Raw genomic sequence first — 14,856 nt, forward strand, 5'->3', positions numbered from 1 at the left:
ATATAATATACTTACAGATACTAATTATCAAAATAATGAAAATAGAATTTGAAAAAATTATTCCATCGCATGAAAACAGTTCTTTTCAGTGGAATATTAATCCAAAATTGAATAATTTTTTCTATTGGCATTTTCACCCAGAATATGAATTGGTTTTTATTGAAATTCATGAACAAGAAGGTACACGCCATGTAGGCGAACATATAGCCAGATATGAAGAAAGTGATTTGACGTTTATTGGGTCTAATATCCCTCATCTCAATTTCGACTATGGCTTGCAAACTGAATATGAGAAAGTAGTATTATACGTAAAAGAAGGTTTTCTGAAAGATACGCTTCAAGATACACCCGAGTTAAAGGGCGTATATGAACTTTTTGAGCTTTCAAAACATGGCATAACGTTTGGAAAAAATATTAAGGACGTCGTAGGGAAAAGACTTAAGCATTTACACGAACTATCTTCTTTTGAACAATTTGTAGAAGTGTTGACATTATTTAAAATGTTAGCAGATAGTAATGATTATACGTTGTTACATGAAAAGCCGTATGATAATCAACATAATAAAAGGGAACAAGAAAGGCTAAAAAAGATTTATAGTTTTATTGACGAACACTATCATCACAAAATTGAAATTGATGAAGTAGCAAGTTTGACTAATTTAAGCAAAGCTCCTTTTTGTAGGTATTTCAAAAAAATGACAAAACTTACTTTTACTGAGTTCTTGAATCATTACAGGGTTAATCAAGCCAAACATTTATTATTAATTGATAAAAACGTTACAGAGACCTGCTTTGAATGTGGCTTTGAAAGCCTTTCGTACTTTAATAGGATATTCAAAAAAATAACTGGTGAGAATCCATTATCCTTCAAGAAGAGGCATCTTTCTAATTAAAAAATGAAACCTAGTATTAATCCTCCTAAAAAAATAAGGAAACTTGGTACTTTCGTAAATTGAAGAATCAGTAAGGTACCGATGACTGTAACAAGACCTACCACATCTACTTGCTTCACCATAGGTACAATAAAGGTGACGGCTGCTGCCAATGTCAATCCGATTGATGCGGCATTTATACCATCTAATGAGGCCCTAATTCCACGATATTGCTTTAGTTGTCCCCAAATTCGATACACAAAAAATATTAAGAACGTACCCGGCAAAAAAATACCTGCTGCCCCAACGGCACTGCCCAATAGTTGTTCCCACCATGTTCCATCTTTCATTACTAATGTTCCTAAATAAGATGTCAACGCAAATACAGGGCCAGGCAACGCTTGCGAAAGTGCCATACCTGTTAAAAAATCATCTGCCCTAACCAATTCTTTAAATTCAACAAATTCTGTATAGAGGATTGGCGCAAGCACTTGACCTCCGCCAAATACCAGACTTCCGTTACGATAAAAATTTTCAAATAAACGAATAGGCTCATAGTCGGTAAAATGACCAAGACCAGCTAAGAACAACAGAAAAAGCCAAAACAAATTAAAGTTAGCCCAAGGAATAACCATTTTATGTTTTGTTTGATGGGGATAATCTTTATAATTAAAAGCGGTAAATGTCCCTCCGATAATTAAAGAAATTGGACAAACCCACGGAGATTGGAAATAAAATGCAAAACCTGAAGCCAACACCATTAAAATTACGCCAGAGGCATTTTTAATGACTTTATTCCCCAATACAAAGCCTGCATGAATAATAAAAGCTACCCCTATCGGCTGAATGAATCTGATTATTTCCCTATTCCTTAGATAAGTCATTCCGAAAGCTGCGGCCGTCATGATGGTTACGGCTGGGGTAATCCAAACTAGTAAGGTAAGATAAGCTAAATTGGGTCCGCCAATTTTATAACCTAAGGCTGTAATCGTTTGCGTTGAAGTGGGTCCGGGTAGGAAACCGCATAACGCTTGGAGTTCTAAGAGTTCGGCTTCGGTAAGATAATTTCTTTTCTTCACAAAGCGATCAATAAACATCGCCAAATGTACTTGGGGACCTCCAAATGAAGTACATGCAAGAATCAGAACATCTTGTAGAAAGAGGAGTCTTCTGATTTTTTTCATTTGGATAAATTATAAAGCTAAATGTGGAATTGAATAATAAAAAAATAATCCATGAGATACAAAAATCTCATGGACACAAAAATAAGTATAATATTTACTTCTTTAAACCTAACTCAATAAGTCTCTCATTCAAAAACTCTCCTGCCGTCATATTAACATACATTTTTGGATGAGCGGTATCCACACAAGATTCCAAGCAGGTTAAATCCATTTCAGAACGTGGGTGCATAAAAAAAGGAATTGAGAAACGAGAAGTACCTAGTTTTTCTTTCGGAGGATTTACCACACGGTGAATCGTAGATTTTAATTTATGGTTTGTTAATCTATCTAGCATATCTCCGACGTTTACTACGACGTAATCTGGTAATGACGTAATAGGAATCCAAACACCATCAGCCCTTAGTACCTCAAGCCCCTCCGCTGAGGCACCCATCAATAAAGTAATTAAATTAATATCTCCGTGGGCAGCAGCTCTAACAGCTCCTTCTGGCAGTTCTTCTGGATTTAAGATAGGGAAATAATGGATAGCTCTTAAAATAGAATTTCCATGTTTTACTTTGCTTTCAAAATAATCCTCGGGCAATTCTAAATACAATGCAATGGCTTTTAACAACGTTTTGCCTGCATTTTCTAAAGTTTTATATGTATGAAGTGTGTATTGTTCGAAATCTGGTTGCTCTGTAGGAAAAACATTATCAGGATATTCCTCCCAAATAGGGTCTCCATCATCAACTTTGGGCTGACCTACGTGATAAAATTCTTTCAAATCCGGCACTTTAAAACCCTTTGCCGTTTCTTTTCCTTTACTAATATAACCTCTCTGACCCGCAATACCCTCAATGGCATATTGCATTTTTAGTTCATCTGGCGAGAAAAAAAACTTTTGAACACTATCATAAAGTTTTTCAGTATCATCTTTTGTTAAACCATGATTTTTAATGGCTACAAAACCTATATTATTAAAAGCAGCACCTAAATCTTGTACAAATTTTTCTTTACGAGCAGTATCGCCAGAAAGAAAGTCCGCTAAATCAAGAGATGGGATTGTATCTAGAAGTGTTTCAGAAGTCATGTTAGTAAATGTTATTTATCAAATTCTATCCTATTTGTTAAATTGATAAACCTATATATTCAAGCTTTATGGATAATGGTTCTGCATAATTAATCAATCCTAATATGCAGAACCATAAATATTATTTCTTCAAGTTTTCAAAATTCTTTGAAACAGCATCCCAATTTACTACATTCCAGAACGCAGTGATATAATCCGCACGTTTGTTTTGGTATTTAAGGTAATAAGCGTGTTCCCAAACATCTAAGGCTAAAATTGGCGAACCTTTCTTTTCAGCCACATCCATCAAAGGGTTATCTTGATTTGGCGTTGAAGTAATCACTAATTTCTTATCTTGAACAATTAACCAAGCCCAACCTGAACCAAAGCGAGTAGTTCCAGCTTTAGCAAACTCTTCTTTGAATTTATCAAACGAACCAAATGTTTTAGTGATTTCATCCAATAATTCACCTTTGGGAGAACCTCCAGCTTTAGGCGACATTACATTCCAGAAAAAAGTATGATTCCAATGTCCACCTGCATTATTTCTAATAGCAGCTGGTGCTTTTCCTGCTTCTTTCAATAAATCCCACAAAGATAATTTTTCGTAAGGAGTACCAGCCACAGCTTTATTCAAATTATCAACATATGCTTTGTGATGGCGATCATGGTGAATCTCCATCGTCAACTTATCAATGCTCGGCTCTAAACTATCAGGTGCATAAGGCAACGCTGCTAAAGAGAAAGGCGCTGATTCAAGCATTACTTCTTCTAATGTCAATTTAGGTAATTTGTCATTATAGCTTCTTCTTAATGAAAAACTGAATGAATTTAAGCTAGACAATGCAAAAGCCGATGCTAATGTTGTCTTTAAAAAACTTTTACGGTTCATAGGAGATTTTGTTTGGAATAAAAATGAAATTTACTTTTCCTTATTAATAATTTTAATATTATTGATGAGGAGCTACTTGCTTCGATTGTTTATCACTAATAATGATTAAATGCTGATGTTCGTTATTTGATGGTTGTATTACCGTCATATTTGCCATTTGAGCTAAATCAGGCTTTACAATGATCAAGTTATCAATATTTTCAGCTGCTTTTTTCATGTCAGGTATTCCTACTATATGCTTGGGAAGGGGTTTTGAAAGGCTATTCTTTTTCTGGTAGTTCCCTAAATATTCTTTCATCATTGGTGATAACGCTGATGAGTCTTTTCCGATACCTAAAATGCTCAGGCGTTGGCTTTTTCCAACCAATGGAAGGGAAATTAAAAGAATAATAAATGCAAGCTTTTTCATAAGTAACAGGTTTTAAAAAAGTATTATTATTAAGTTATCTACTCATATACAATTCTGCTTACTATACTTCTTCCTAATGTTATCTCATCAGCATATTCCAAATCTCCACCAATAGGTATGCCTCTAGCAATGGTTGTAATTTTAACATTCAAAGGTTTTAACCTCTTTGTAAGATAAAACGCTGTTGTATCCCCTTCCATTGTGGGACTCAAGCCTAAAATAATTTCTTTTATAGCCGAATCTCCTGATTGTTTCTCCGTAATACGGCTTAATAAAGATTCAATATTCAAATCTGCTGGGCCTACTCCTTCAAGTGGTGAAATAATACCTCCAAGTACATGATAAAGCCCACGAAATTGTGAAGTGTTTTCAATCGCCAATACATCTCGGGTATCCTCCACTACACACACTACAGCCTCATCTCTTTTAGGATTTGTACAAATTCCACAAAGAATGTCATCAGAAATATTATGACATTGTCTACAGTACTGTGTCTTAGTTCTCATAGCTGTTAGGGCTTCCGACAAACTAAGTGTTTGCTTCTCATCTCGTTTTAATAGATGTAAAGCCATTCTCAAAGCTGTCTTTTTTCCTATGCCAGGTAATTTTGAGATTTCTTCAACAGCATTTTCTATGAGCTTAGATGGATAATTCAAGAGTATTAGAAATGTTGATTTTGGAGTAATTAATAATTATTGTAAAATATTAAAAGGTTATTGAACCTCCGCTGCGATTCCTCTTCGACAAATATCATTTCTCATCGGAGCTAGTTCTTCAAAAGTACCTTTCTTTACAGCACATTTTCCTTTGAAGTGAATCAACAATGTACATTGTTCAGCTTGTTCCGCCGAATGTCCACATACATCAATTAGCGTTTCAATAACAAAATCGAATGTATTTACTTCATCATTAAACACGATAAGATCGTATTGATCTACTCCAATAACTTCTTCTAATACATCAACTTCTTCTTCGAATTGTTCAAATGGTCGCATTTGTAAAAATATTTATCTTTTAAAATGATAGCAAATTTAACAAAAAATATCAAATTTGGTGTTCACAATACTGAATACCCAAAATTTATGACTACAGGAATTGCTTTCGGAATTTTAGCCGTTTACTTTCTAATGCTTATTGTAGTAGCACATTACACTTCCAAGGGTGCTGATACTAATACTTTCTTTACTGCAAATAAACAATCTCCATGGTGGTTAGTAGCTTTTGGTATGATTGGAACATCAATATCAGGTGTAACGTTCATTTCTGTTCCCGGTGATGTAGGAAAAGTATCTCTTTCTTATTATCAGATTATATTAGGCAATTTAGTGGGTTATTTTGTAATAGCAACGGTTTTACTCCCTTTATATTATCGCTTAAATTTAATTTCTATTTATACGTATTTGGATAAACGACTAGGGAAGGTCTCTTATAAAACAGGCTCTTCTTTCTTTTTACTAGCCCGTACTTTGGGTTCAGCCGCTCGTTTGTTTTTAGCAGTACAGGTGTTGCAGCTAGCTATCTTTGATGCTTGGAATATTCCCTTCTGGATTTCAGCTTTGGTGACTATCGCCCTTATTTGGGTTTATACTTACCGTGGGGGTGTAAAGACTATTATTGTAACAGATACTCTTCAAACTTTCTTTCTTCTTACGGCACTTGTCTTGACAATATTTTTAATCGCAAATAAATTAGACTTAGGCTTTGGTGATTTAGTCTCAACTATTCAGCAAAGTAAATATTCTAAAATGTTCTTTTTTGATGATTTTGCCTATAAACATCATTTTAGTAAAGATTTTATCGCAGGAATATTCATTGCTATTGTAATGACTGGTCTTGACCAAGACTTGATGCAGAAGAACCTTACCTGTAAAAACATAGGGGAAGCACAAAAAAATATGTTTTGGTTTTGCTGTACCTTCGCCATTACTACCTTAATGTTTGTTTGTTTAGGTGCTTTGCTTTATATCTACGCCGATAAAATTGGTTTTCAGATTCCAGAACGTACTGACTTACTATATCCAAAATTAGCATTAGGTGGAGAATTTGGCATTTTAGCTGCCATTACGTTTTTGTTAGGAATTACTGCTGCCACTTATGCTAGCTCAGATTCTGCCCTTACAGCCCTTACTACGGCTTTCTGTATCGATTTCATGCACATTGAAAAATATGAAGAAAAACAGCGAAACAATATCAAGCATTATACTCACCTTGGGTTTTCTGCTCTTTTCTTTGTTATTATTCTAATTTTTAATGCTGTCAGTAGCCAGTCTATCATCTCTACAGTATTCAATATTGCTAGTTATACCTACGGCCCATTGTTAGGTCTCTTTTCTTTCGGACTTTTTACTAAAATCCCTGTTAAAGATAAACTTGTTCCTTTCGTATGTATAATAGCACCTATCCTAACGTATGTTATCGATGCTAATTCTAAGGAATGGTTGAATGGCTATCAATTTGGGTTTGAGAAGCTATTAGTCAATGGAGCGATTACTTTTATTGGGTTGTTGCTTATTAAAAATAAAGCATAATGATGCTGATGATTATACAGAAAAGGGGATGACAATTTAGCATTTGTCATCCCCTTTTTAATGATATTATCTGCTAATGCAATTACAAATTAAAATGCGAACGCACAACTCCCGTATAACCATGTTGAGAAAGCCAGATGGTTTTATCATTGGCCGATTCCTTAGAAGCATATTCACCAAATAATAAACGATAGAGTTTACCTGTTTCTTTTTGAGTTACTTGAATAAAAATTTCATCTTTATGAATACCCATTTTTAACAACTCATCATACAAATCGTGAAGAGACCCTACATTGACTACAGCTGTAACCTGTACAGCAAAACCTTTAGGAAATTTTTCTATACCATTTATATCATATGTTCTTTCAGGTGAAAAAGCCTCAGTAGTAGTAGTTACTGAACTAACATAGATGTTATTATCATAACTCTTACCACTATCTTTAGAGAAAACCTCTCTTCTATCTGGCACGATACTATCTGCTATTTTTTCAGAAACCCTCTTATGTGAATTTAACGATGATGAAATATTAGGAGAAATAACTTCTATCCTTACTCTAGCTTTTCCACTAGCCATCATGCCTAGCCTAGATGCTGCCTCTCTAGAAAGATTAATGATTCTTCCCTCCTCCTCACATTTACAATAATCATTAATTCTAACTTCAACAGTAAGATTGTTTTCTAGATTAATTACTTTAACAATTGTATTCAAGGGATACCTCGAGTGTGATGCAGTCAGCTGGGTGTCGTCATATTTTTCGCCAAAAGAAGTATATTTACCATGTAAATGGGCAGCATAGTAGCGAGCGATACCTTCTTCGGCAAAGCCTTTAGTTGGAATTTGTTCGATTCGGTAGGCGAAAGAGGATGTTCCTACCAACAAAAATAGGGTTGAGTAAGCGATGATCTTTTTCACAGCGTTTATAATTTATAAATTTAAGGCTTATAATTTACTACTTTTTACAATGTCACAAATAAATACAATATTTTCACTGTATAATAAAAATATTGTATCGGCATTTATTACAAACTGGCAATCATGTGAAATTAATTACTTTTTACTATAATTACATAAATTTAATCAATTAACCTGTTATTTTTTAGTCTATTTTTAGAATATTGTACTACTACTTATTTTTAAGTGCTTAGTAGTTAACTTTTTAACCATTTTGATATACAAATATGATTTCCAAAACAATTCAAGGACAACAAAGAGTAATTATTGAAAATATTAGTCCTCAACTTGATGCAGGACGCTACGCTATCAAAGCATTTGAGGGTGATACAATCAAGGTAGAGGCTGATATTTTCTTGGATGGACATGATCAACTGGCGGCAAAACTCCTTTATAAATTTTCGACTGATGAGGATTGGATAGAAACAACAATGAATTTTGTTAACAATGACCACTACGAAGCTTCTTTTCAAGTTTCTAAAAACGGTTTTTATACGTATACTATTCAAGCTTGGGTAGACAATGCGGCCACATGGCACCATGAAATAGATATGAAAATCAAGGATGGCCAGCATGTAAATATAGAATTATTAGTTGGGGCAAATATCATTGAAAAGATGATGAAGATTGCGTCAAAAGAAGATAAAGCTGAACTAAAGGCTCTCGCAAATCTTTTTAAAGATTCAAATACCTATAACGAAGCCATTGCGTTTATATACAACCATAAATTGCACGAATGGATAGAACAATATCCAGACAGACAACACGCTACTATTCATAGACACCTGAAAGTTTGGGTAGATAGAGAAAAAGCGGCATTTTCTGCATGGTATTCAATGTTCCCAAGGTCTGCATCTGTCAAAAAAGGACAGCATGGAACGTTTAAAGATGTTGAAGAGAACGTACTTCCTCGTTTAAAATCTTTGGGTTTTGATGTTTTATACATTCCCCCTATTCACCCTATCGGGAAACAATTCAGAAAAGGGAAAAACAACAGTACAACTTGTCAAGAAGGTGAACCAGGGGTTCCTTATGGAATTGGGTCTGAGTTAGGTGGACATACTGCTATTCTTCCTGAGTTAGGAACACTAGATGACCTTAAACATTTAATTGGTGCTTGTAAAGAAATGGGTATTGAATTAGCGATGGATTTAGCTATTCAATGTTCACCCGACCACCCTTGGGCTAAAGAGCACCCTGAATGGTTTAAAATCCGTCCTGATGGCACCATCCAATATGCAGAAAACCCTCCTAAGAAATACCAAGATATTTATCCAATTAATTTTGAAACCGAAAACTGGAAAGAGCTTTGGGAAGAATTGAAATCAATCATCATGACTTGGGCAGATTGGGGTGTAAGGATTCTTCGTATCGACAACCCGCATACCAAGCCTTTTGCCTTTTGGGAATGGGTAATCGCCGAGGTACAAGCGGTACATCCAGATATGATTTTCTTGGCAGAAGCGTTTACTAAACCAAAGGTGATGGCTGAACTGGCGAAGTTAGGCTATACGCAATCTTATACTTATTATACATGGCGAAATTCAAAAGCTGAATTAATTGGTTATATGAACGAATTGACCCAGACGGAGCAAAAACAATATATGCGTCCTAACTTCTGGACAAATACGCATGATATTCTTCCTTGGGCTTTACAAACGGGTCTTGAGCCATTGTTTATTATTCGTTATTTCATGGCGGCTACGCTTTCTTCAAATTATGGTATTTTCGGTCCTGTATTTGAGTATATGATTAGCGAGGCAAATCCTAATAAAGAAGAATATAAGAATTCTGAAAAATACGAAATAAAGCATTGGAATTGGGAAATGGAGAATAAGCTCACATATATTATTCGACAAACTAATCATGCTCGAATTGAGAATTCTGCCTTACAAAGAACCAATAATATTACCTTCTGTGACATTCAAAATGACCAAATATTGGCATATTTGAAAACACATTCAAACGGCAACAGAATTTTATGTATTGTAAACCTAGATGGCCACAATCGGCAAGGTGGAACTGTTAGAATTCCCTTGAATTTGATTCAAAAATATCCCGATCAGGAATATATCGTCCATGATTTAATCACTGGTGCTAAGTATGTTTGGCGTGGAGAATACAATTATATTGATTTAGACCCACATGTTATGCCAATGCATTTGTTTAGAATTGAAGATATTTATTATTGAAGCTGTTTAAACTTTCCCTTTTAGGTTAAACTAAGTCTTTTAGAATAGCTTGTTCCAAAATTTACTCAACGTAGCGATGCTATGCTTCCCAAATTTCGAAAAAATCAATTCTAAAATACAATACTTTCACCTCAGAAACCGAAAGTTTAATCCGATTCATTAACAAACAGTAGTCCTTTTCTTAATTAAGTTAAGAAAAGGACTATTAAATTACACATCCATGACAGAAGACTTATTAAAATTATTTCAAAGAGATTTGAAAGTACTTTACAGAGAAATAGAGCAATATCCAAACGAAAGCCTCTTGTGGGAAAAAGTTGATGGAATCAATAATGCCGGAGGAAACTTGGCTTTACATTTAATCGGGAATCTAAAAACTTATATTGGCAAAAATTTGGGCAATATAGACTATGTTAGGAATCGTGAAGCTGAATTTTCTGCTAAAAATGTTGCTCGTCCAGAGATATTGGTAGCCATTAATGAAACTTTTGATATTGTAACTGGTACTCTTTCAAAATTATCATCTCCACAATTAACAGCCATTTATCCTGAAAATGTTTTAGGATATGAAATGACTACCCAGTACTTTCTAGTTCATTTACACGGGCATCTTACTTATCATCTAGGACAAATTAATTACCATAGAAGGTTTTTATCTTAGTACTTCAAGCTCACATTCAAGCAAATAGCAATTAAAAAGGTAAACAGCATAAAAAATTCTGCTCTCATCCTTCAGCTATTCATAAAGCATACTTATCTTTGTGCCATGATTACTTTTCATCGAGGTTAAGTAATCTCAAAAACTCAATGCAACACAAACTTATCCTATCCAGTCCTCTACTAGGCATTACTATTAGCCGTCTCTGTCAAGAATTGATAGAGAATCACCAGAATTTTTCAAATTCTGTGATTATAGGTTTACAACCAAGGGGTATTTTTTTTGCCAAGCGAATTCATCAAGAATTAGAATCAATTACAGGTGTTAAAATCCCAATAGGGTATCTGGATGCTACTTTTTATCGTGATGATTATCGTCGTCGTGAATTAGTAAAAGCCAACGCCACCAAAATTCCTTTTATTATTGAAAATCAGAATGTTATACTCATTGATGATGTATTAGCAACTGGAAGAATGGTAAGAGCAGCCTTGGATGCAATGACAGCTTTTGGACGCCCCCAAAAAGTGGAATTATGCGTCTTGATTGATAGAATTTATAACCGTGATTTACCAATAAATCCTGATTATGTTGGTAAAAAAGTAAATACTCTTGCCACAGAAAAGGTATTGGTAGAATGGAAAGAACAAGGGCACGAAGCCGATAACATTTGGTTAATTACAAAATAGTATGCAAAAACTAAGTACTCGACATCTTTTGGGGATTAAGGATTTAACACCCGACGACATAGAACTCATTATGGCAACTGCCAAAGAGTTCAAAGAAGTAATTAATCGCCCCATCAAAAAAGTACCCTCCCTCCGTGATGTAACAATTGCTAACGTTTTTTTTGAAAATTCTACCCGAACAAGGCTTTCCTTTGAATTGGCAGAAAAACGTTTATCCGCAGATACAATCAATTTCTCAGCTTCTGGAAGTTCAGTAAAAAAAGGAGAAACGCTTCTTGATACTGTCAACAATATTTTGGCAATGAAAGTGGATATGATTGTGATGCGTCATGCTAGCCCCGGAGCCCCTCATTTCCTTTCAAAACACATTGCTGCCAATATTGTCAATGCTGGTGACGGTACGCATGAACACCCAACACAAGCATTACTTGATTCTTTTTCAATGCGTGAAAAATTAGGTGGTGATTTGGTAGGAAAGAAAATAGCGATTATTGGAGATATTCTGCATTCAAGAGTAGCGCTCTCTAATATTTTTGCCCTTCGTAAACAAGGTGCTGAAGTAACCCTTTGTGGGCCTTCAACCTTAATTCCTCGTTATGTAAACGAATTAGGTGTAAAGGTTTCACATAATGTAAAAGAAACGCTGGCTTGGTGCGATGTAGCCAATGTCTTGAGAATCCAGTTAGAAAGACAACAAATCAAGTATTTTCCTACACTGAGGGAATACTCTTTATACTTTGGTATCAATAAAAAAATGTTAGATGAATTGAATAAAGAAATCGTAGTGATGCATCCTGGCCCAATCAATCGTGGCGTAGAGCTAACATCAGATGCTGCTGATTCTCATCATTCAATTATTCTAGACCAAGTCGAAAACGGCGTTGCCGTTAGAATGGCCGTACTTTATCTATTAGCAGGCCAAAACTAATACCTTCTTTTACTCATAACATTATTATCAATAATGTTATGAGTAGCCTTCCCTATCTTCTTATTTATTGACAAACTTTACTTGTTTCTATTTTTGATAAAATTATCTTTTCTCACCAGAAAGAGGTTAAAATATTGTATATTTGATAAAAAAATAGATTATTCCACGAACAAATAAACAAATAAGTAAAAACAAATTTATCCTATTTTTTTTAATAGTATTTTACATTTCACTAGTCATGGGATAAATTATATCATATTAACAAAATCTATTTAAAAAGAAATTTTATATTTACCAAATGACATTTATTAGCTTCGCAAAACTCCATTAACCATAATTAAAGATGGCAAAAACGTCAAAAACAACTACTCAATCAACCGAAACAACTAAGAAAAAAGTAACTAAAAAAGCTGTTGTAGAAGTTATAGAGGAAAATCAAACTCCTGTTTCTACTCCGGTAGTACTTAAAAATGTAGAAGTATTCAGCCGTTTCTCTGATTTCGACATTCATCTTTTCAAAGCTGGCAAGCATTATCGTTTATTTGAAAAATTCGGCTCACACATTACTGAATATCAAGGGGTACAAGGGGTTTACTTTTCTGTTTGGGCACCCTCTGCTAAATCGGTATCAGTCATTGGAAATTTTAACTACTGGGACAAAGGTAGTCACCATCTTTTTGTACGATGGGATGCTTCTGGAATTTGGGAAGGTTTTATTCCTTATATCGGCAAGGGGGAAACCTACAAGTTTTGTATTCAAACGCAAGATAACCGTCTTATCGAAAAGATGGATCCTTATGCGCAACAATTTGAAATACCCCCTCGCACAGCCTCGATAGTTTGGGATAATTGGTATGAATGGACGGATTCTGATTGGATGGCCAAACGTCATACTAAAAATTCTTTAACATCGCCCATGTCTGTTTATGAAGTGCATGTTGGTTCTTGGAGAAGAAAAAATGGTAATGAAAAGCTAAGTTTTGTAGAATTGGCAGACCAGTTGATGAATTACGTGAAAGAAATGGGTTTTACGCACGTTGAATTCATGCCAATCATGGAACACCCTTATGAACCTTCATGGGGATATCAGGTACTTGGTTTTTTTGCACCATCTTCTCGTTTTGGCTCACCTCAAGATTTCATGTACTTGGTAGAAGAATGTCATAAAAATGATATTGGCGTAATACTTGACTGGGTTCCGTCACATTTCCCTGGCGATGCACACGGGTTGTATGAATATGATGGTACACATCTTTACGAACATCCTGATATGCGCAGAGGGTATCATCCCGATTGGAAGTCGTATATCTTTAATTATGGTAGAAACGAGATTCGCAGTTTCTTGATTTCAAATGCAGTTTATTGGCTAGAACGCTACCACGCAGATGGATTGAGGGTTGATGCTGTGGCGTCAATGTTGTACTTAGATTATTCAAGAAAACATGGAGAGTGGGAACCAAATATTTTTGGAGGCAATCATAATCTTGAAGCAATTTCTTTGTTCAAAGAATTAAATGAGACGCTTTATGCACAGTTCCCAGATATACAAATTATTGCAGAAGAATCAACCTCATTTTCTGGCGTTTCAAGACCTATTTATGCAGGTGGTTTAGGGTTTGGACAGAAATGGATGATGGGCTGGATGAACGATACCTTGAAATACTTCCAAAAAGATCCAATGTATCGTCGTCATCACCAAGATCAATTAACTTTCTCGACAAACTATGCTTTTTCAGAGAATTTCATGTTACCACTATCTCATGATGAAGTGGTATATGGTAAAAAATCGCTGGTAGGTAAAATGCCTGGTGATGAATGGCAAAGGTTTGCCAATTTAAGGCTCTTGTTTTCATACATGTTCACTCACCCAGGCACGAATCTGGTTTTTATGGGGGGTGAATTTGGGCAAACATCTGAATGGAACTTTGAAAAAAGTTTGGATTGGTGGTTACTAGACCACGCTCCTCATAGAGGCATTCAGAATTTGATGAAAGCCTTAAACCACATGTATAAAACAGAACCTGCTTTATATGAAAAACAGTTTTCACATGAAGGGTTTGAATGGATTGATACATCTGATAGAAACAATTCAATCGTGATATATGCTAGAAAAGGAAATGTTAGTAAAGAGCAACTGATTATTATTCTGAATATGACACCAGTGCCTCACGAGAACTACAGAATTGGAGTACCTATGATGGGAATTTGGAACGAAATATTAAATTCCGACGAACATGACTTTGGAGGGAGTGGTAAAACAAACAAATCGCTCATTATGGCCGATGAGATTGCTTGGCAAGGAAAAGCCTACTCTATTTCCCTTACCATACCACCACTCGGTGCTAGTATATTAAAAGTTAAATAAAATAAAAGGGATGATACTTCATAAGTGTCATCCCTTTTAAATTTAATGTCAAAAAAAAAAAGACCTATGAATCCGCCAATTCAAGGGTCTTTTTAAAATAATCTTTAAACAAACATGGTATAAGCATGTTGTATATTAT

At 34.9% G+C, this 14,856-nt stretch carries 14 protein-coding genes; 7 read left to right on the plus strand and 7 right to left on the minus strand.

Going from position 1 to position 14,856, the window contains the following annotated elements:
* The first annotated feature begins 35 nt into the window (after nt 1-35).
* Entirely contained in the window at nt 36-893 is an 858-nt protein-coding gene (locus tag AC07XN_RS18385; protein WP_309916361.1) for a helix-turn-helix domain-containing protein, read from the plus strand.
* On the opposite strand, the gene chrA is transcribed toward AC07XN_RS18385, so the two are convergent.
* The 6 genes from chrA to AC07XN_RS18415 all read right to left on the minus strand — a co-directional run bounded on the left by chrA (nt 890) and on the right by AC07XN_RS18415 (nt 5,403).
* Nucleotides 890-2,056: a chromate efflux transporter gene (chrA, locus tag AC07XN_RS18390; protein WP_494744104.1), complete on the minus strand. Its 1,167-nt coding sequence runs from the start codon at nt 2,054-2,056 to the stop codon at nt 890-892. The two genes, AC07XN_RS18385 and chrA, sit on opposite strands and share 4 nt — an antisense overlap.
* Nucleotides 2,057-2,150: 94 nt before the next feature.
* On the minus strand, nt 2,151-3,128 hold the full coding sequence (locus tag AC07XN_RS18395) for an isopenicillin N synthase family dioxygenase (protein WP_309916355.1): 978 nt from the start codon (nt 3,126-3,128) through the stop codon (nt 2,151-2,153).
* A gap of 121 nt (nt 3,129-3,249) precedes the next feature.
* Nucleotides 3,250-3,999 carry a superoxide dismutase gene (locus AC07XN_RS18400; RefSeq protein WP_309916353.1) on the minus strand — a complete coding sequence of 250 codons (750 nt, stop codon included), beginning with the start codon at nt 3,997-3,999 and terminating at the stop codon, nt 3,250-3,252.
* Between the two features lie 58 nt (nt 4,000-4,057).
* Nucleotides 4,058-4,408: a hypothetical protein gene (locus AC07XN_RS18405; RefSeq protein WP_309916350.1), complete on the minus strand. Its 351-nt coding sequence runs from the start codon at nt 4,406-4,408 to the stop codon at nt 4,058-4,060.
* 38 nt (nt 4,409-4,446) lie between these two features.
* The gene (gene recR, locus AC07XN_RS18410; RefSeq protein WP_494744105.1) at nt 4,447-5,064 is read right to left on the minus strand and encodes a recombination mediator RecR; all 618 of its coding nucleotides are present in this window, start codon (nt 5,062-5,064) and stop codon (nt 4,447-4,449) included.
* A gap of 57 nt (nt 5,065-5,121) precedes the next feature.
* A complete protein-coding gene (locus tag AC07XN_RS18415) occupies nt 5,122-5,403 on the minus strand; it encodes an ATP-dependent Clp protease adaptor ClpS (RefSeq protein WP_309916344.1) in 282 nt (93 codons plus the stop codon).
* An 87-nt stretch (nt 5,404-5,490) separates the two neighbouring features.
* Here AC07XN_RS18415 and AC07XN_RS18420 point away from each other — a divergent pair, with 87 nt between their 5' ends.
* On the plus strand, nt 5,491-6,936 hold the full coding sequence (locus AC07XN_RS18420) for a sodium:solute symporter (protein ID WP_309916890.1): 1,446 nt from the start codon (nt 5,491-5,493) through the stop codon (nt 6,934-6,936).
* Nucleotides 6,937-7,018: 82 nt separating this feature from the next.
* Here the strand turns inward: AC07XN_RS18420 and AC07XN_RS18425 are convergent, their stop codons facing one another.
* Nucleotides 7,019-7,849, minus strand: coding sequence for a septal ring lytic transglycosylase RlpA family protein (locus AC07XN_RS18425; RefSeq protein ID WP_494744106.1), 831 nt, complete (start codon nt 7,847-7,849; stop codon nt 7,019-7,021).
* A 266-nt stretch (nt 7,850-8,115) separates the two neighbouring features.
* Here AC07XN_RS18425 and AC07XN_RS18430 point away from each other — a divergent pair, with 266 nt between their 5' ends.
* The 5 genes from AC07XN_RS18430 (at nt 8,116) to glgB (ending at nt 14,717) form a co-directional block, all read left to right on the plus strand.
* Nucleotides 8,116-10,080: an alpha-1,4-glucan--maltose-1-phosphate maltosyltransferase gene (locus tag AC07XN_RS18430; protein ID WP_494744107.1), complete on the plus strand. Its 1,965-nt coding sequence runs from the start codon at nt 8,116-8,118 to the stop codon at nt 10,078-10,080.
* 220 nt (nt 10,081-10,300) lie between these two features.
* A complete protein-coding gene (locus tag AC07XN_RS18435) occupies nt 10,301-10,741 on the plus strand; it encodes a DinB family protein (protein ID WP_494744108.1) in 441 nt (146 codons plus the stop codon).
* 146 nt (nt 10,742-10,887) lie between these two features.
* Complete coding sequence (pyrR, locus tag AC07XN_RS18440; RefSeq protein WP_309916331.1) at nt 10,888-11,424, plus strand: bifunctional pyr operon transcriptional regulator/uracil phosphoribosyltransferase PyrR; 537 nt, start codon at nt 10,888-10,890, stop codon at nt 11,422-11,424.
* Nucleotide 11,425: 1 nt separating this feature from the next.
* The gene (locus AC07XN_RS18445; RefSeq protein WP_309916328.1) at nt 11,426-12,352 is read left to right on the plus strand and encodes an aspartate carbamoyltransferase catalytic subunit; all 927 of its coding nucleotides are present in this window, start codon (nt 11,426-11,428) and stop codon (nt 12,350-12,352) included.
* A 343-nt stretch (nt 12,353-12,695) separates the two neighbouring features.
* Nucleotides 12,696-14,717, plus strand: a complete 2,022-nt coding sequence (gene glgB, locus AC07XN_RS18450; RefSeq protein ID WP_494744109.1) for a 1,4-alpha-glucan branching protein GlgB — start codon at nt 12,696-12,698, stop codon at nt 14,715-14,717.
* Nucleotides 14,718-14,856 lie beyond the last annotated feature (139 nt).

It is taken from the genome of Arcicella sp. GW458-12-2-14-TSB2, assembly GCF_059423785.1.